Annotated in this window: 3 protein-coding genes; all 3 read left to right on the forward strand. The window is 76.4% G+C overall.

The features are described from left to right. The first annotated feature begins 8 nt into the window (after nucleotides 1-8). From HWX31_RS08875 to HWX31_RS08885, 3 genes are read left to right on the forward strand one after another with little or no spacing between them, the layout of a single operon-like run. Nucleotides 9-5,324: an SDR family NAD(P)-dependent oxidoreductase gene (locus HWX31_RS08875; protein WP_175933896.1), complete on the forward strand. Its 5,316-nt coding sequence runs from the start codon at nucleotides 9-11 to the stop codon at nucleotides 5,322-5,324. Then, on the forward strand, nucleotides 5,324-11,620 hold the full coding sequence (locus HWX31_RS08880) for a type I polyketide synthase (RefSeq protein ID WP_175933897.1): 6,297 nt from the start codon (nucleotides 5,324-5,326) through the stop codon (nucleotides 11,618-11,620). Before HWX31_RS08875 ends, HWX31_RS08880 begins: the two co-directional genes overlap by 1 nt. Continuing rightward, complete coding sequence (locus HWX31_RS08885) at nucleotides 11,620-20,589, forward strand: type I polyketide synthase (RefSeq protein ID WP_175933898.1); 8,970 nt, start codon at nucleotides 11,620-11,622, stop codon at nucleotides 20,587-20,589. The genes HWX31_RS08880 and HWX31_RS08885 overlap by 1 nt, the downstream gene beginning before the upstream one ends. The last annotated feature ends 1 nt before the right edge of the window (nucleotide 20,590 follow it).

A 20,590-nucleotide genomic window follows, 5' to 3' on the forward strand; every position in this document is an offset into this window, starting at 1 on the left:
GGAGGACCGTGGCACATTTTCTCGATCGGATCGAACAACTGTCGAAGCCGCAGTTGCAGGCGCTGGCGCGCGCGCTGCGCGACGAGATCCTGCAGCTGCGGCCGGACGAGCCGGCGGACGCCGCGCCTGCCGCGCGGCTCGCGTACGAGACGCGCTGGCAGGCCGCGCCGCTCGCCGCCGCCGGCACGGCCACGGCGACGGCGCTCGCCGGCACGCCGCGCGTGCTGCTGCTGACCGAGCGCGGCGCCGCCTGGCCGCCGGCCGGGGCTGCCGGATTCGCGTCGTGCACGGCGTCGGAGCTCGATCCCGGCACCGGCTGGGCGCCCGAGGCGCTGGCCGCGCAACTGTCGACGCTGTCGCAACTGTCCGGGCCGTTCGACGCGATCGTCTATGCCGCCGCCCGCGCCGACGCGGCTGCCGAGCCCGATGCCGCCGTGCTCGCCGCGCGCTGGGGCACCGCGCTGGCGCTGGCCGCCGCGGTGGGCGCCGGGGCGGCCATCCCAGCGGCGCCGCCGCGGCTATGGCTGATCACGCGCGGCGCCCAGCGCTTGCCCGGCGACGCCGCGCCGGCCGACGTCGCGCTGGCGCCGCTCGCGGCGCTCGGCCGCACGCTGTCGCTCGAACAACCGGCCGCCTGGGGCGGCTGCATCGACGTCGACGATGCGCCGGCCTCGCTCGAGCGCGCGTTCGACGAGGTCGCGCGCGACGCGGCCGGCAGCGACGACGAGATCGCCTACCGCGCCGGCCAGCGCTACCTGCCGGTGCTCGAACGCGTGGCCGCCGCATCGCCGCCGCGCGCCGCGTTCGTGCCGGCGGCCGACGCGACCTATCTCGTGACCGGCGGCACCGGCGGCATCGGCACCGTGCTGGTCGACGACCTGCTCGCGCGCGGCGCCGGGCGCGTGGTGGTGGTCGGGCGGCGCGACCCCGCCGCGCCGGAGGCGGCGGCGTGGCTCGCCGAGCGGCGCCGCGTGGCCGGCGAGGCGGCGCGCGTCGCGCTGGTCGCGGCCGATCCGTGCGATCCGGCGGCGCTCGGCGCGGCCCTCGACGGCATCCGCCGCGACGGCCCGCCGCTGCGCGGCATCTTCCATGCGGCCGGCAGCAACGAACGGATTCCGCTCGCGCGCCTGTCGCGCGAGGACATCGCGCGCATCGTCGGCGCCAAGGCGTTCGGCGCGCTGCATCTGGACCGGCTGACGCGCGCCGACGCGCTCGATTTCCAGGTCTATTTCTCGTCGGTCGCCGGCCGCTGGGGCACCGCGCAGATGGCGCCTTACGCGATGGCGAACCGCTTCCTCGACGCGCTGGCCGAGCGCCGCGAGGCCGAGGGCCGCGTCACGCGCAGCCTCGCGTGGGGGCCGTGGGCCGAGGTCGGCATGATGGTCCGGCAGCATCAGCAGGGCTTCGGCGCGCTCGGGCTGCGCGGGCTCGCGCCCGAGGCCGCGCTCGCCGCGCTGGCGCGCGCGCTCGGCGAGCCGGGCGCGACGCGCCAGCTCGTCGACGTCGACTGGCATCGCTATGCGGAGCAAGTCGCGGCGGCGAAGCACCTGCGTCCGTTCGCGGCGCTGAGCGCCACCGCGCCGGCGGCCCCGGCCGAGGCGCCGGTCGACGCCGCCGCCGTGGCCGACGATTTCCGCACGCCCGACGCGACGCTCGCATTGCTGCGCGAGCTGGTGGCGGAGCTGACCGGCGCGGCGCTGCCCGAGCGCGGCGACACGCGGCCGATGCAGGAACTCGGGCTGAACTCGCTGCTGAGCATCGAGCTGAGCCAGAAGCTGCGTCAGCGGCTCGGCGTGCCGTGCCGCCCGACCGTGGTGTTCGATCATCCGACGCTGCACGCGCTGGCCGACGCGCTGGCGCAGGCCTGGGCGAGTGCGAACCCGCGCCCGGCGCCCGGCGGCGCCGCGCAGGCCGGCGCCGATGCGGCCCGGGCCGACGCCGACGACGGCGCGATCGCGATCGTCGGCATGGCGTGCCGGCTGCCGGGCGCCGATTCGCCCGACGCGCTTTGGGCGCGACTGACGCGCGCGGCGCCGGCCGGCGACGATGCGCTCGACGTCATCGACGCGCGGCCCGCCGCGCGTTTCGACCTGGCGCGCTACCTGTCCGACGACGATGCGCCCGGCAAGGCATACAGCCTCGCGGGCGGCTTCCTCGACGACCTGGAGCAGTTCGATCACGCGCGTTTCCGCCTGTCGCATCGCGAGGCCTGCTTCATGGACCCGCAGCAGCGGCTCGCGCTGGAGACCACCTGGCGCGCGTTCGAGGACGCGGGCATCGATCCCGCCGCGCGGCTCGACGGCGGCGCGGCCGGTTCGCTGGACGCCGCCGTGTTCTTCGGCATCGGCCAGAACGAGTACGGCCCGCTGTGCCGCTCGGTGGCCGACGGCGAGGACGCCGGGCTGATGTCGACCGGCCAGTCGATGAACATCATCGCCGGGCGCGTCGCGCACCTGTTCGGCCTCGACGGCCCGGCGATCTGCCACGACACCGCGTGCTCGTCGTCGCTGGTCGCGCTGGACGCGGCGGTGCGGCACCTGCGCGGCGGCCGGAACCGGCTCGCGGTGGTCGGCGGCGTCAACGCGCTGGTCTCACCCGACACCTTCGTGCTGCTCGGCAAGGCGCGCGCGCTGTCGCGGCAGGGGCGCTGCGCCGCGTTCGACGCGCGCGCGGACGGCTACGTGCGCGCCGAGGGCTGCGTCGTGATGGTGCTCAAGCGGCTCGCCGACGCGCGCGCCGACGGCGACGCGATCCACGCGGTGATCCGCGGCAGCGCGATCAACCACGATGGCCGCAGCAGCGGCCTGACCGCGCCGAACGGCCGCGCCCAGGAGCGCGTGATGCGCGCCGCGCTGCGCGACGCCGGCGTGGATGCGCGCGAGGTCGCGCTGGTCGAGGCGCACGGCACCGGCACCGCGCTCGGCGATCCGATCGAATACCACGCGCTGCGCGCCGTGTACGCCGACGAGACGCCGCGCGCGAGCCCGCTGGTGCTCGGCGCGCTGAAGTCGTTCGTCGGCCACACCGAGGCCGCGTCGGGGCTCGCGGGGCTGCTGAAGCTGGTGCTGAGCCTGCGCGCGCGCACCGCGCCCGCGCAGTTGCATTACGCGACGTTGAACCCGTTCATCGACGCGAGCGAGCGGATCGAGATCCCGCGCGCCGCGCGCGCGCTCGCCGGCGCGGAAGCGGGCCGGCTGCTGGGCGCCGTCAGCGCGTTCGGCTTCAACGGCACCAATGCGCACGTGATCGTCGAGCGCGGCGACGACCGGCCGTCGCGACACGTGGCCGGCGAGCCGTTCGCGCGGGTGCGCTGCTGGTACACCCCGCGCCCGCTCGCGGCGAGCAGCGGGCTCGCGCAGGCGTTCGGCGCCGCGCCGGCGAGCGCCGCGCCCGCGAGCTACGTGACGCGCTGGACGCCGTTCGCGGCCGACGCCGTGCCCGCGCCTGCGCCCGCGCCGGTGCGGCAGGTGCTGCTGCTGCGCGCGACGGCGGCGGCCGGCCAGGGCCATGACGATGGACGCGGCGCGCCGGCCGGCGACGCGCCGCATGACGAATCGACCGCGGCATTGGCCGCGGCATTGACCGCGCGCGGCATCCGCGTGGTCGAGGCCGCCTGCGAGCGCGCGTCGGGCGCGGGCGTCGACGCGGTGTTCGCCGCGCAGGCCGCCGCGCACGGCGCGTTCGACCGGGTCGTGCTGCGCGTCGACGACGGCGCCGCGTGGCCCGACGGCGCGCTCGACGCGGGCCGGCTCGAACGGCTCGGCGGCTGCTGGTCGGCGCTCGCGCGCCTGCCTGCCGATGCGCCGCACGTGCTCGTGATCGGCGCCGCGCCGGCGCCGGGCGAGCCGGGTATGCGGCCGCGCTGGCCGGCCGTGCTGGCCTGCGCGGACAAGGAGCGCGCGGGCCCGTCGGCCACCTGGCTCGAACGCGCGCCCGACGCCGACGATGCGACGCTCGCCGCGCACCTCGACGCGCTGCTCGCGATCCGCGAGCCGGCCTGCCGGCTCACGCGCGACGGCCTCAGGGTGCCGCGCCTCGCGCGCGCCACGCCCGCGCCGTCGGCCGCGTTCCGCGCGCGCGACGGTCATGCCTATCTCGTCAGCGGCGGCCTGGGCGGGGTCGGCGCGCGCGTGCTCGCGTGGCTGCTCGAACAGGGCGCGCGCCACGTCGTCAGCCTGAATCGCCGCGCGCCCGACGCCGCCGAGTCCGCGTCGCTCGACCGGCTCGGCCGCCGCCACGGCGCGCGCATCGATACGCTGGCCACCGGCGTCGCCGATCCCGCCGCGCTGCGCGACGCGCTGCAACGCACGCTCGGCGCGACGCCGCTTGCCGGCGTGTTCCACTGCGCCGCCGTGCTCGACGACCGGCCGTTCTCGCACGACGCGTGGGGCCCCGCGCGCGACGTGCTGCTGCCCAAGGGCGCCGGCGCGTGGCATCTGCACCGCGCGACGCTCGGCCAGCCGCTCGATCACTTCGTGGTGTTCTCGTCGCTGTCGGCGCTGCTCGGCCAGCCGGGGCAGGCCGCCTATGCGCTCGCCAACGCGCTGGCCGAGGCCGTCGTCGAGCACCGCCGCGCGCTGGGCCTGCCGGCGCTCGCGATCCAGTGGGGGCCGTGGGCCGGCGTCGGCATGGCGGCGCGCGGCGGCGATGCGCTCGCGGCGCAGCACCGCGCGATCGGCCTGGCCGCGCGCGGCGCCGACGACTACCTGCGCGTGCTGTCGGACTGGCTCGCGCCGTCCGCGAGCGCCGCGCCCGCGGCTTGCGTCGGCGTGTTCGATCTCGACTGGCGGCGCCATGCGGCCACGTACGCGCCGGCGCCGCTGTGGGCCGGGCTGGTCGCGCACGACGCCGATGCCGGTGCGGGGACGGCGGCGGCCGAGCCGCCCTCGTTCGCCGAGCGCCTCGCCGAGGTGCCGCCCGACCGGCGCCGGCACGCGTTGCGCGCGCGCTTGCGCGAGCTCGTCGCGGCCTGCGTCGGCCGCGACGCCGCGTCGATCGCCGACACCGACGGGTTCGCCGAGATCGGCGTCGATTCGCTGCACGCGACCGTGCTGCACCGGCAGCTCGAACGCGAGTTCGGCGCATCGCTGCCCGCCACCGTCGCGTTCGATCACCCGACGGTGGCCGCCGTCGCCGACTGCCTCGCGCGCGGCGCGCTCGATGCGCTGTTCGCGCCGGCGGGGGCGCCCGCCGGCGCGCCGGCCGCCGTCCCGGCGCCGGCTTCGGCTTCGGCCGACGCGCCCCTGACGGACCACAGCGCCGCCGAGCTCGCCCGCATCCTCGAACGCGAGCTCGGCGGCCTCGAATCACGCGGAGCACTTTGATGACGGACATGGACAAGGACCTGCTGCTGCAATCGATCCGGACGATCCGCGAACTGAAGACGCGGCTCGCGCAGGCCGAGCGCGGCCATCGCGACGACGTGGCGATCGTCGGCGTGTCGCTGCGTTTCCCCGGCGGGGTGACGGATCTCGACGCGTACTGGGCGCTGCTGCGCGAGGGCCGCAGCGGCGTGATCGAGGTCGGCCCGGAGCGCTGGAGCAACCGGCAGTTCGTCGATCCCGACTACGCGGCCGCCGGCAAGCTGGTGACGCCCTACGCGGGCCTGCTGGAGCGCATCTACGACTTCGACGCCGAGTTCTTCGGCCTGTCCGCGCTCGAGGCCGAGAACCTCGATCCGCAGCAGCGGCTGCTGCTCGAGCAGAGCTGGCTCGCGCTCGAGGACGCCGGCTTCGACATCGGCCGGCTGCGCGGCAGCGACACCGGCGTGGTGGTCGGGATCGGCAGCCAGGACTACGGGATGGCGCTGCTCGCCGATCCGGCGCACGCGAACCCCTACGTGGCCTCCGGCAATTCGTTCAGCATGGCGGCCGGGCGCCTGTCGTACTTCTATGATTTCAGCGGCCCTTCGCTGTCGATCGACACGGCCTGCTCGTCGTCGCTGGTCGCGGTGTACGACGCGTGCCGGCGGCTGCAGCAGCGCGAGTGCGGCCTCGCGCTGGCGGCCGGCGTCAACGCGATGCTGACGCCGCACGCGGGCATCAATTTCTCGCGCGCGCGGATGCTGAGCCCCGAGCGCGACTGCCACACGTTCGATGCGCGCGCGCAAGGCTACGTGCGCGGCGAGGGCTGCGCGGTGCTGGTGCTCAAGCGGCTCGCCGACGCGCAGGCCGACGGCGATCGCATCCACGCCGTGATCAAGGGCGTGGCGATCAATCACGACGGCCACAGCAGCGGCCTGACCGTGCCGAACGGCTCGGCGCAGCGCGCGGTGATCCGCGCGGCGCTGCAACGCGCGGGCGTGGCGCCCGGCGAGGTCGACTACGTCGAGGCGCACGGCACCGGCACGCGGCTCGGCGACCCGATCGAGGCGCATGCGATCGCCGACGCGTACGGCGCGGCGCGCGAGGCCGGCCGGCCGCTCTCGATCGGCGCGGTGAAGGCGAACCTCGGCCATCTCGAGGCCGCGGCGGGCCTGGCCGGGCTGATCAAGGCGATGCTGGTGGTGCGTCACGGCGAGGCGCCGCCGCAGCCCGGTTTCGACACGCTCAATCCCGCAATCGGCTGGGACGCGGCGAAATTCGAGGTGGCGCGGCGGCCGACGCCGCTGCCGCCCACCGACGGGCGGCCGTGGCAGGCCGGCGTCAGCAGCTTCGGCTTCAGCGGCACCAATGCGCACGCGATCGTCGCGGCGGCGCCGCCGGCATGGCAGGCGGCGGACGACGCGCAGGCGGACGCCGGCGTTCACGTGCTCGCGCTCAGCGCGAAGACGCCCGAGGCGCTGCGCCGGCACGTCGACGAGATGGCCGCCTACCTGCGCGCGAAACCCGCTGGCGAACTCGCCGCGATCGCGCATACGTCGACGCACCGGCGCGTCGCGCTCGGCGAGCGGATCGCCGTGACGGGGCGCGACGGCGCCGAACTCGCCGCGCGGCTGGAACGCGCGCTGGCCGAGCGCGAGCCGCGCCGCGCGCCGGGCTCAGGCTCGGGCTCGGGCTCGGGCTCGGGCTCGGGCTCGGGCCGTATCGTGCTGTTCCTGTCGGACGACGGCGCGGCGGACGACGCGTCGCTGGCCGCCACGCATCGCGCCTGGCTCGCGCGCTGCGCGTCGTTCGGCCTGTTCCCCGCAGCGGTGGCGGTGCGCGGCATCGAGCCCGCGTTCGTGCGCGCGTGGCTCTGGCAGCGCGACGAGCCGGCCGGCTTGCCGTACCGTGCCGGCGCGGCGGGCAACGATCTGCACGTGATCGCCGCGAACGAGGCCGTCGCCGGCGAAACGCGCGCCGGCAGCGCGGCCGACGCGTTCGACGGCGCCCACGTGCTCGCGCTCGGCGCGCCGCCGTGCCCGTTGCCGGCCTCGGCGCGCTGGCACCGCATCGACGACGACGCGGCGCTGCGCGCGACGCTGGCCGCGCTGTTCACGGCGGGCGTCGAGGTCGACTGGACGCCGCTCGACGCGCGGCGCCATCCCGTCGTCGCCGATTTCCCGCGCCGGCCGTTCGCGCGCCGCACGTTCCGCTCGCCGCGCATCGACGCGGCGCTGGCCGCGGACGACGCGCCGCGCGAGGCCGCGATCCATCCGCTCGTGCGCGACCGGCTCGCGCATCCCGACGGCCGCGTGAGCTGCCGCCTGCGCACCGCGACGGCGTGGCTCGATTTCATCGACGGGCACCGCGTGCAGGGCCGGCGCCTGCTGCCCGCGTCGCTGCTGCTCGAACTGATGCGCGCGGTCGCCGCCGATGCGCGCGGCGCGGCCGTCACGCTCGCGGATGCGCAGTTCCAGCGGCCCGTCGATCTCGATGCCGCCGCCGGCGACTATCTGGTTCAGGTCGACGCGCCGGCCGACGGCGCGCGCGTGTCGTTGTGGAGCCGGGCGGCCGGCGACGCGGCGGCGCCGTGGGTCCGGCACGCGAGCGCCGCATGCGGGCTCGCCGATGAGGCTGACGAAGCGGACAAGGCGCACGAAGCGGACGATCGCGACTGGCCCGCCGCCGGCTGGCGCGCGCTCGACGTCGCCGCGCTTTACGCGCATCACGAGGCCGGCGACGTGTCGCTCGGCGAGGATTTCCGCTGCCTCGGCGCGTTGCGGGTGCAGGGCGCGCGCTGCGAGGCCGAGGTCGGCCCGGTGCGCGCCGCCGGCTACGACGCGCCGCAGCGCGCCGCGCTGCTGATCGACGCGTGCCTGCAGGCCAGCGCGGCCGCGCGCGACGCGGACGACGGCCTGTTCCTGCTCGCCGGCGTCGGCGAGGTCGCGTTGCCGCCCGCCGCGGCGCTGCCCGAGCGCTTGCGGGCGCGGCTCGTGCGCGACGCGTGCGACGACGGTTACCGCTTTACGATCACGCTGGCCGATGCCGGCGGCCGGCCCGTCGGGCGACTGCGCGACGTGCTGTTCCGGCGCGTGCAGGCGGCGCCGCGTGCCGCGCCGGTCTACGAGACCGTCTGGGAAGCCGTCGACTGGCCGCCGCGCGCCGCCGCGAGCGTGCGCGAGGCGCTGCCCGCGCCCGACGCGCTGGACGGCCTCGAACCGTCCGCGACCTGGGCCGCGCGCTTCGGGCTCGACGCCTACGATGCCTATCGCGGGCAGATCGAACAGGCGTGCGCCGGCATCGTCGCCGATACGCTGGCCGCGCTCGGGCAGGCTGGCGCCGATGCCGCCGACGCAGCCGACGCAGCCGACGCAGCCGACGCAGCCGACGCAGCCGACGCAGCCGACGCAGCCGACTCAGCCGACGCAGCCGACTCAGCCGACTCAGCCGACTCAGCCGACTCAACCGACTCAACCGACTCAACCGACTCAACCGACTCAGCCGACTCAGCCGACTCAGCCGACTCAGCCGACTCAGCCGACTCAGCCGACTCAGCCGACTCGGCCGACGCAGCCGACGCAGCCGACGCGATCGCGCCGGCCCAGCAACGGCTGTTCGCGCATCTGCTCGCGGTGCGTGCGCGCGGCGCCGGCGCGCAGCTTGCGCCGACGGGTGCGGCCGCCGCGCGGCTCGATACGGTGGACGCCGCGTTCCCGCAGTTTCGCGGCGAGACCGCGTTCCTGCGCCGCTGCGCCGACGCGTTGCCCGACGTGCTGCGCGGCCGGCGCAATCCGCTCGAGGTGCTGTTCGGCGGGTCCGCGTTCGACGGCAGCGAGGCGGTGTACGTCGAGTCGCCGATCGCGCGCGTGCTGAACGGCCAGCTCGCGCAGTGGGCCGCGCGCCTCGCCGCGCACCGGCCGCTGCGGATCGTCGAGATCGGCGCCGGCACGGGCGGCACCTCGCGCACCGTGCTCGACGCATTGCGCGGCCTGCCGGTGGAGACCTACTGCTACACCGACGTCTCGCCGCTGTTCCTCGAACGCGCGCGGCCGCGGTTCGGCGACGCGGGCTACGTCGACTACCGCCTGCTCGACATCGAGCGGCCGATCGCGGACCAGGGGTTCGCGGCCGGCGCGTTCGACCTCGTGATCGCCGCCAACGTGCTGCATGCGACGCGCTCGATCGCCGACACGCTGCGCCACGTGCGCGACCTGCTCGCGCCGGGCGGCTACCTGCTGCTGCGCGAATGCACGGCGCCGCGGCTCAGCGCCGACCTGAGCTTCGGCATGACCGACGGCTGGTGGCGCTTCGAGGATCACGCGCTGCGCGCTGACTACGCGGTGCTGTCCGTCGAGCAATGGCGGCGGCAGCTCGCCGTCGCCGGTTTCGAGCACACGCGCGGCCTGCCGCCGAGCGACGCGAGCGCGGAAGCGCTGATCGTCGCGCAGGCGTCGGCCGCCGATCGCGCCGAGCGCTGGCTGGTGGTCCACGACGGGCAGGGCGCCGGCTGCGTCGCGCAGCTCGCGCGCGAGCAGGCGTCGTACCGCGAGCTGTCGTGGGCCGACGCGCTCTCGGCCGACGCCGATCCGGCGCGCGACGCGTTCGACCGGATCGTCTGCTTCGCCGATGCCGGCGAGCGCGAGAACGCCGACACCGTCGCGGCGGCCACCGCGCAGTACGAGGCGAGCATCGCGCTGTGCCGGCGCTGGCTCGGCGCCGACGCCGCGCCCGGCGCGCGGCTCTGGTGCGTGACGCGCCAGGCCGAGCGCGCCGTCGACGCCGATCGCGTGGACGGGCTCGCGCAGTCGGTGGCGGCCGGCGTGCTCAAGTGCGCGTCGCTCGAATTCCCCGGCCGCATCGCGGGCGTGGTCGACCTGGCGGCCGAGCCGGCCGATTTCGCGCCGCTGCTCGCGCATTTCCGCGATCCGGGCGCGCTGCGCTACGTCGCGGTGCGCGGCGGCCGGCCCCACGTGCCGCGCCTGCGGCCGGTCGATGGCGGTGCGCAGCGCGCGGCCGTGCCGTACGACGGCGCGGTGCTGATCACCGGCGGGTTCGGCGGGATCGGTCATGCGCTCGCCGAGGCGCTCGCCGCGCGCGTCGACACGCTGGTGCTGGTCGGGCGCCACAGCGACGGGCCCGAGCGCGACGCGCGTGTCGCGGCGTTGCGCGCGCGCGGCGCCCGCGTGATCGCGCTGGCCGCCGATCTCGCCGATGCGGGGCAGGTCGCGGCGCTGTTCGCGCGGCTCGCCGCCGACGGCGTAGCGGTCGCGCACGTGATCCACGCGGCCGGCGTCGGCGGCAGCCGGCTGATCGGCGAGAGCGCGCGCGGCGACTTGCGCGAGGTGGTCGACGCGAAGCTGGCCGGCACCTGGCACCTGCACGCGCACGCCGGCCCGGGCCTGAAATCGTTCACGGTGCTCTCGACCATGCTCGCGCTGTGGGGCGCGCGCGAGAAGGCGCACTACACGCTCGCCAATCACTTCGCCGAACGCGTCGTGGCGTGGCGCCGCGCGCGCGGCCTGGCCGCGTCGGTCGTGCATCTGGGCCCCGTCGACGGCGGCATGCTCGATGCGGCCGGCAAGGCCGCCGCGGCGCGCGTCGGCGTGCGCAGCTTCACGCTGCGCGAGGTGGCCGGCTGGCTCGCCGAGCCGGCGCCGCACCCCGGCGCCGCGCTGCTCGACATCGACTGGGCGCGCTTCAAGCCGATCTACCGCCACGGCTGGCTCGACGCGCTGTTCGCCGAGGTGGGCGCGAGCGCCGCCGCCGGCCCCGCCACGGCCGCCGCGAACGACGGCGCCGCCGCGTTCCGGCGCGCATACGCGGCGGCCGGCTGCCGCGAGTCGATGCTCGACGACCTGCTGCATGCGCTGCTGCGCGAGGTGCTGGGCCTGTCGGGCAGCTTCGCCGCGTATGCCGGCACCGGCTTCCACGATCTCGGCATGGATTCGCTGCTCACGCTGTCGTTCGCCGAGAAGCTCGGCGCGCGCGCCGGCGTGCCGGTGTCGTCGGTCGACGTGTTCGACAACGCGAATCCGGCGCGCCTGCGCGGCTGGCTCGCGGCGCGATTGAAGGCGCTCGATGCGCCCGCCTCGGCGCGCGCCGCCGCACCCGCCGCCGCACCCGCCGCCGCGCCCGCCGCCGCGCCCGCCGCCGCCGCGCGGCCGCTCGCGTCGCCGGCCGAAACCCCGGCAGCGACCGCCGCCGCCCCCCCGGCCCCCGCGCCCGTTTCCCCCGCCGCGAGCGATGTCGCGAGCGACGCCACCGATGAAATCGAACGCGAGCTGCAGATGATGCAGGCGCTGCTGGAGGACCGCTGATGGAACCGAAAGACCAAGACCTGCTCGCGCGTCAACGCGACGCGATCCGGCAGGGCATGCAGAAGATCCAGGCGCTGTCGGCGCGTCTCGACCAGCCGGTCGCGATCGTCGGCATCGGCTGCCGGATGCCCGGCGCCGATTCCCCGGAGGCGCTCTGGGCGCTGCTGCGCGACGGGCGCGAGGCGCTCTCCGAGGTGCCGGCCGAGCGCTGGGACCTGGACGCCCATTACGACGCGACGCCGGGCACCCCCTACAAGACCTACGCGCGCCGCGCCGGCTACCTCACCGGGGTCGACCGCTTCGACGCGCGCTTCTTCGGCATCTCGCCGCGCGAGGCGCAGCGCATGGACCCGCAGCAGCGGCTGCTGCTCGAGGTCAGCCACCAGGCGCTCGAGGACGCCGAACTGCCCGTCACGGCGCTGCGCGACCAGCCGGTGGGCGTGTTCGTCGGCATCAGTTCGAGCGAATACGCGGTGCTGACGTTCGACAAGGCGCGCGCCGACAGTCAGGATGCCTACTCGATCACCGGCACGTCGATGAACTCGGCCGCGGGCCGGCTCGCCTATCACTACGGGTTCAACGGCCCGGCGCTGGCGATCGACACGGCCTGCTCGTCGTCGCTGGTCGCGATCCACCAGGCGTGCCGCAGCCTCGTCAACGACGAATGCCACACCGCGCTCGCGGGCGGCGTGAACTGCCTGCTGACGCCCGAGCCGTCGATCGCGCTCGCGCAGAACAAGGTGCTGAGCGCGAGCGGGCGCTGCAGCCCGTTCAGCGCCGAGGCCGACGGGCTGGTGCGCGGCGAGGGCTGCGGGATGCTGGTGCTCAAGCGCCTCGACGACGCGCTCCGGGAGGGCTGCCGGATTCTCGCGGTGATTCGCGGCAGCCACGTGAACCAGGACGGCGCGAGCAGCGGCCTGACCGTGCCGAACGGCTATGCGCAGCAGGCGCTGATCGCCGCCGCGCTCAAGCGCGCGAAGCTCGCGCCCGACGCGATCCGCTACGTCGAGACGCACGGCACCGGCACCGCGCTCGGCGATCCGATCGAGATCAAGGCGCTGCAGCAGGCGCTGGGCGCCGGCCGCGACGCGGACGCGCCGATGCTGATCGGCGCGCTGAAGGCGCACATCGGCCACCTCGAGGCGGCGAGCGGCGTGGCCGGCGTGATCAAGACCGTGCTCGCGTTCCGCCACCGGCTGCTGCCCGCGCAGATCAACCTGGGCGCGCCGACGCCGCACGTCGACTGGGCGTCGGGCGGCGTCGCGGTCGTGCGCGAGGCCACGCCGATCGCGTTCGGCCCCGACGCGCCGTACTACGCCGGCGTCAGCAGCTTCGGCTTCAGCGGCACCAACGCACACCTGATCCTGCAGGACCCGGTCAGCGCGGCGCCGGCGCGCGCGGGGGCGGGTGCCGATGCCGGCGCGGCGGCGCCGCTGCCCGAGGCGGCGCGTTTCGTCGGCGTGTCCGCGAAGGACCCGGTCGCGCTGCGGGAGCTGGTCGCGCGCTGCCACGCGTATTTCCGCGACGCGCCCGACTGGGCCGCCGCCTGCGACGCGCTCAACGCCGGCCGCGCGCACTACGCGCACCGCGCCGCATTCGTCGCGAAGGATCGCGACGCGCTGCTCGCGCAACTCGCGCAGGCGCTGGACGCGCCGGCCGACGCCGGCCCCGGCGCGGCGCCCGCCGAGCCCGCGCTGGCCTGGCTGTTCACGGGGCAGGGCTCGCAATACGCGGGGATGGGCTGCGCGCTGTACGACACGCAGCCGGCCTTTCGCGCGTGTCTCGAAGCCGCCGATCGCGCGCTCGCGCCGCATCTCGGCGAATCGGTGCTGCCGGTCATCCGGGGCGAGGCCGGCGCGCTCAACAGCACGCGCTATACGCAGCCGGCGATTTTCGCGCTGCAGTACGCGCTCTCGCACTATCTCGCGGGGCTCGGCCTCGCGCCGCGCTACGTGCTGGGCCACAGCATCGGCGAGTACGCGGCGGCGGTGCTGGCCGGCGTGTTCGGCCTCGACGACGCCGCGCGCATGATCGTCCAGCGCGGCCGGCTGATGGAAGCACGCTGCGCGCCGGGCGGCATGCTCGTGCTGCTGACCGACGCGGCGCGCGCGGCGGCGCTCGCGCGCACGGCGGGCGGCGCCACGCTGGCGGTGGCGAACGGCCCGGCGAGCCTCGTCTACGCCGGCCCGGCCGATGCGATCGAACGCCTCGCGAACGCCGCGCAGGCGGCCGAGGTGCGCTGCGTGCCGCTCGCGGTCTCGCATGCGTTCCATTCGCCGATGATGGAGCCGATGCTCGCCGAGTTCGCCGAAGTCGTCCGGCAGACGCGCTTCTCGCCGCCACGCATCGCGTTCGTCTCGACGGCGCTGGGCCGGCTCGCCGCCGGCGAGGTGACCGATCCGGGCTACTGGGTCGCGCACGTGCGCGACGCCGTGCGCTTCGACGCGGCGGTGGCCGCGTTGTGGGCCGACGAGGACTGGCGCGCGGCGCCGGCGCGGCTGGCGATCGAGATCGGGCCGAACGAGCAGCTGATCGGCATGGCGCGGCAGATGGCCGGCGCCGACGGCGCGCAGTGGTACGGCTTGCTGCGCCCGCGCGACGACCTGACCTCGTTCGCGCAGACGATGCGCGCCGCCTACCTGGCGGGCCTGCCGCTGCGCTGGCCGCGCGGTTCGGCGCCCGATGCGGCGCGGCCGGCCTTGCCCGGCTATCCGTTCCAGCGCCAGCGCTACTGGCTGCCCGACGGCGCGCCGCGTGCGTCGCGCGTCGCGGTGCGCGAACCTGCCGGCACGGGGATCGACGCCGACGACGGCGCGATCGACTACGCGATCGACTGGGTGGCCGCGCCCGTGGCGGCGCCCGCCGAGCCGGCCGGCCGCTGGCTGCTGTTCGTCGGCGATGCCGTGCTGGCCGCCGCGCTCGATGCGCGCCTCACGCGGGGCGGCGCGCTCGTGACGGTCGGCTGCGCGCTGACGCCGGTCGGCATCGCGGCGCTGGCCGCCGACCTGCCCGACTTCGACGCGGTGCTGGTGTGGCCGGGCGAACCGGAGCCGGCGCAGGCGCCCGGGCCCGCGCCGCTGGTCGGCCTGCTGGCGCTGGTCGCGGCGATCGACGCGATGCCGGCCGCGCACCGTCCGGCGGTCCACTGCATCGGCGACGCGCACCCGTCCGGCTATCGGCCGCTCGCGTCGGCGCTGGCGGCGCTGTGCCGCTCGCTGCACGAGGAAGTGCCCGGGCTGCGCATGACCATGACCGGCGTCGATGCCGCGCTCGATGCCGATGCGCGCGCCGACGCACTGGCCGGCGAGCTGGGCCGCGAGCGCGGCGCCGAGCACGAGCGGTGGATCACGGCCGACGGCGCCCGCGTGCCGCGGCTCGTCGCAGCCGCCTTCCCAACCATGGCGACCATGGCGTCCAAGGGCGCGGGCGTGCGCGCCGATCGCTGCTATCTCGTCACGGGCGGCACCGGCGCGCTCGGCGCGCTGTTCGCGCGCGCGCTGATCGAGGCGGGCGCACGCGACGTCGTGCTGACCTCGCGGCGCGGCCCGGCGGCGGAGCCGCCGGCCCTGCGCGCGCTGGCCGATGCGCGCGGCGCGCGCCTGGCGGTGATTGCCGCCGACGTGGCCGACGCCGCGTCGGTCGAGCGCCTGTTCGCGCAACTCGCGCGCGAGCACGCGCCGCTCGCGGGCCTTGTCCACGCGGCGGGCCAGCTGGCCGACGCGGCTTACGCGCGGCTCGACGCCGATGCGTTCCGCCGCGTGTTCGACGCGAAGGTCACCGGCGCGTGGCTGCTGGACCGCGCGAGCCGCGGCGCCGAACTGGATTGCTTCGTGATGCTGTCCTCGATCGCGGGCGTGCTCGGCGCCCCGGGGCAGGCCAACTACGCGGCCGCCAACGCCGCGCTCGACGCGCTCGCGCGGCGGCGCCGGGACGAGGGGCTGCCGGCCCTGAGCCTGTGCCTCGGCGCGGTGGCCGGCGAGGGCATGGCGGACGATCCGCGCGTGGCCCGCCAGTTGCAGCGCGCGGGGGTGCGCGCGCTCGATCCGGCCCGGCTGCTCGCGCGCGGCGCGCTGTGGTTCGCGCATCCCGGGCCGCAGGCGATCGTCGGCGCGTTCGACTGGGCGCGGATCGGCGCGACGCCGCGGGCCGCCGCGCGGCCGCTGCTGCGGGCGTTCGTGGCGGCGCCGCGCGAGGTGACGCATGAGGCGTCGCATGAGGCGACGGTGTCGTCGTCCGCAGCGGCCGCCCCCGCCGCGCACACGCCGGGCGAGGTCGACGCGTTGCTGCGCGAATCGATCGCGGCGGTGCTCGACCTGCCCGATCCGGGCGCGATCGGCGCGAACGAAACGCTGCATGCGCTCGGCATGGATTCGATCACGCTCGTCGAGCTGCGCGACCTGCTGGCGCGGCGGCTCGGCCGCGAGCTGCCGTCGCGGCTGCTGTTCGATTTTCCGCAGGTCGGCCGATTGGCCCGGCAACTGGCGCAGGGCCAGGCCGATGCGCCGCGCGCGCCGGCCGCCACGGCCTCGGCCATGGCCACGGCCACGGCCGCGACGCCGCCTCGCGCGGCCGCCGGGCGCGAGGACATCGCGGTGATCGGCATCGGCTGCCGCTTCCCCGGCGGCATCGATTCCCCGGAGGCGTTCTGGGCCGCGCTCGGCGAGGGCCGCGACCTGATCGGCGAGATCGACGCGCTGCGCTGGGACGCGCCCGCGCTGCTGCGCGCCGGCGCGCTGGTCACCACGCGCGCCGGCGTGCTCGACGGCGTGGACCGGTTCGATTGCGACCTGTTCGGCATCACGCCGCGCGAGGCCCAGTGCATGGACCCGCAGCAGCGCCTGCTGCTCGAAACCGGCTGGGAGGCGCTGGAGCGCGCCGGCTACGATTTCGCGTCGGGCGGGATCGCCGGCGGCGTGTTCGTCGGCCCCGGCCCGAACGACTATGCGCGCCGTTTCGCGACCGGCGCCGACGCGCTGTCGCACCATCACGGCACCGGCAACGCGCTCAGCGTGACGGCCGGCCGGCTCGCGTTCGTGCTCGACTGGCAGGGGCCGGCGCTGGCGGTCGACACCGCGTGCTCGTCGTCGCTGATGGCGGTGCACCTGGCGGTGCAGGCGCTGCGGCGCGGCGAATGCGGGATCGCGCTGGCGGGCGGCGTGAACCTGCTGCTGTCCGCCGAAACCTCGGTGCTGCTCTCGAAGGGCGCGATGCTCGCGCCCGACGGCCGCTGCAAGACCTTCGACGCCGCCGCCGACGGCTACGTGCGCAGCGAGGGCTGCGCGATGGTGGTGCTCAAGCGCCTCGACGACGCGCTGGCCGCGGGCGACGACGTGCTGGCGGTGGTGCGCGGCTCGGCGGCCAACCAGGACGGCCACAGCCAGGGGCTGACCGCGCCGAACGGGCAGGCGCAGCAGCGCGTGCTGCGCGACGCGCTGGCCGACGCGGCGCTCGATCCCGCGCGCGTCGGGCTGCTCGAGGCGCACGGCACCGGCACGCCGCTCGGCGATCCGATCGAATTCGCGGCGGCGCGCGCCGTATACGGCGATGCCGCCGGCCGCGATGCGCCGCTCTGGATCGGCTCGGTCAAGACCAATCTCGGTCACGCCGAGGCGGCGGCGGGCATCGCGGGATTCATCAAGGCCGTGCTGTGCCTGCGTCATGAAACGATCGTGCCGCACCTGCATTTCACGCGGCCGAACCCCGAGATCGAGATCGGCGACGCACCGATCCGGATTCCGACCGAGCCGGCCGAATGGCGCGGCGCCGGGCGCTGCGCGGCGGTCAGCTCGTTCGGCTTCAGCGGCACCAACGTACACGTCGTGCTCGAAGCCGCGCCGGCTGCTCCGTCAATCGCCGCGCCGGCTGCCGCGTCGGTCGCCACCCCACGCGCGGAGGATGGCCCCCCCGCCGCGTTGCGGATCTCGGCGGCGAGCCCCGCCGCGTTGCGCGCGTATCTGGCCGCCTACCGGAACCGGTTGGCCACGCTGCCGCCGCAACGCTACGGCGCGCTGGTCGCGCAGGCCGCGCGCCGCGCGCGGCTCGCGTGCACGCGCAGTTTCGCCGCCGCGAACGCCGCCGACGCGCTGGCCGCGCTCGACGCCGCGCTGGCCGAAGCCGGCGGGGACGCGGACACCGGCGCGGGCATCGGACGCGACCTGCCGCGCGGCGACGGACCCGACGCGCCTGTTTACCCGTTCGACCGGCAGCGCTTCTGGCTCGCGCCGCGCGTGGCGGACGCATCCGCGCCGGCGGCGCCGTTCGGCTTGCGCGTGACGGCGAAGGACGCGCGCCAGGTGATCTACGCGGTCGACTACGTGCGCCAGCCGCCGTTCCGGCTCGACGACCACCTCGTCCACGGCGAGCGCGTGGTGCCGGCCGCCGCGCACCTGGCGCTGATCGTCGGGATGCTGAACGAGCTGCGCGGCGAGCAGGGCTGGGCGCTGGCCGACGTCGTGTGCGAGACGGCGCTGATCGTCGGCGCCGACAGCGAGGCCGTGCGCTACGTGTTCGATGCGCTGCCCGATGCCGACGGCGGCGGCGCGGCGTATCGCGTCGAGGTGCTGTCGGACGGCGACGGCCGCACGCGTCGCCACTTGCGCGCCGACGCCCGCGCGCTGCCGGCCGGCGCGCAGGCGGCGGAGCCGGCGGACGAGCCGCCGTCCGCCGCCGCGCTCGCGCGCTTCGACGGCGCGACGTTCTACGACCGCCTGTACGGCGCCGAGATCCGCCTCGCCAACGCGTTCCGCGGCGTGGCGTCGATCGAGCAGCACGTCGGTCATGCGCGGGCCGAGATCGCGTGGCCGTGCGCGGCGGGGCAGCCGCTCGCGCCGGGCGTGCTCGATTCCCTGTTCCAGACCATCGCGCTCGCGACGCTCGCCGACGAACCGGGCCGCAGCCACATGCGCGGCGCGACGATTCCGTTCGCGCTCGACCGGCTCGTCGTGCATCCGCGTGCGGGCAGCGCGGCGGCGCCGGCGATCGCCAGCACGCGGCTCGTCAGCGAGAGCGCCGACGGCGCAACTTTCGTGCACGACCTCAGCGTGGCCGAGGCGGGCCAGCCGCCGTTCGTGCGCGTCGACGGCCTGCTCACCAAGCGCGCCGCCGCGACGCAATTGCGGCGCGCGGCCGAGCCCCTGCCGCCGCTCGTCGAGCGCTGGGTCGAGCGCGCGCCGGCCGAAGCTGCGCCATCCGCCGCGCCGCGCGTCGTGCTGCTCGACGACGCGGCGCGCACGGCCGCGCAGTCGTGGCTTGCCGCATCGGCCGACCCGCTCGATGCGAGCGCGCTCGACGATGCCGCCGTGCTCGACGCGCTGGCCGGCCACCCGGCCGTGCTGCTCGCGGGGCTGCCGGCCGCGCCCGCCGACGATGCGGCGGCCGACGCGTGGCGCGCGCCGCTGCTGCGGTTCGTCGCCGCCGCGCGTCGCGCATCCCGGCTCGGCGACGCGCTCGAAGCGACGGGCGGCACGGTGCGCTTCGGCGTGCTGTCGGAACGGCAAACCGATCTCGACGGCGGCGGCGCGCCGCTCTACGGCTATGCGCTCGGCCTCTGCAAGTCGCTGGGCCTCGAATGGCCGGGGCGCGCCGTCACGCTGCTCGACGTGGACGCGCGGTCCGCGCGCGAGCACGCCGCCGCGCTCGCGGCCGAATGGCAGTCGCCGCGCGGCGACTGCATCGCGTGGCGCGACGGGCGCCGTTACGTGCGGCGCATCGCCGAACTCGCCGCGCAACCGGCCGCGCTGCCATGGCAACCGCGCGCCGACGGCCCCTGTCTGCTGACGGGCGGCCTTGGCGACCTGGCGGCCGAGACGTGCCGCTGGCTCGCCGCGCAGGGCGTGCGTCACGTGTGGCTGACGGGCCGCCGCGAGCCCGACGCGGCGCTCGCGCGCCGGCTCGACGCACTGCGCGACGCGACCGGCCTGCGCGTCGATTACCGCGCGTGCGATGTCGCCGATCGCGACGCGCTCGCGGCGGTCTTCGCGCAGGCGGCGCAGCACGGCCCGCTGCGCGGCATTTTCCACTGCGCGGGCGTGCTCGCCGACGGCGCGTTCGCGACGCTCGACGATGCCGCGTTCGAGCGCGTCGCGCGCGCCAAGGTGCTCGGCGGCTGGAACCTGCACCAGCTCTCGCGCGGGCTCGATCTCGACGCGTTCGTGCTGTATTCGTCGCTCGCGTCGCTGCTCGGCTCGGCGGGCCAGGGCAACTACGCGGCCGCGAACGGCTTCATGGACCAGCTCGCGCATGCGCGGCACGCGCTCGGCCTGCCGGCACTGTCGGTGAACTGGCCGGGCTGGGACGGCGTGGGGATGGCCGCGCGGGGCGGCCCGCGCAATCCCGGTGAAGGCAGCGGCTTGCGGCGGCTCGCGCCGGCGCAGGCGCTTGCCGAACTCGGGCAGGCGCTCGCGAGCGGCCGCGCGCAGGTGGGGATCGCCGACGTCGACTGGGCGGCGTTCAGCCGCGACTGGCGCGCGACGGCCGCCGCGCCGGCGCTGGTGGAGGACTGGCTGGCCGCCCATCCGCAGGCCGCGACGCAACCGGCGTCCGCGCCGGCGTCGGTGCCGGCCGCGCCCGCCGGCGACGCCGCCCGCGAACTCGACGCGGCGGCCGGCGGCGAGCGGCTCGACGTCGCGCGCCGCCATCTGGTGCGGATCGTGCGCCGGATCATGGCGCTCGATGCGGCGCGGCCGCTCGCGCACGACAAGTCGTTCCACGAGCTCGGCTTCGATTCGCTGATGGCGATCGAGCTCAAGCGTGCGCTGCAGGAAGACTTTCGTACCCGCGTGCCGTCGACGGTGATGTTCGACTACCCCGACATCGACGGCCTCGCGCACTGGCTGGCGGGCCCCGCGCAGGCGGCGGCATCGGCGCCGGCCGCATCGCCCGCGACGGGCGCCGCGGCCGCCGGCATCGACGACGCGCTCGATCAACTGGACGAAGGCGAGCTGGCCGACGTTCTCGACAAATTGCTGTGAG

The organism is Burkholderia ubonensis, assembly GCF_902833085.1.
GTDB classification, from domain to species: Bacteria; Pseudomonadota; Gammaproteobacteria; order Burkholderiales; family Burkholderiaceae; genus Burkholderia; species Burkholderia ubonensis.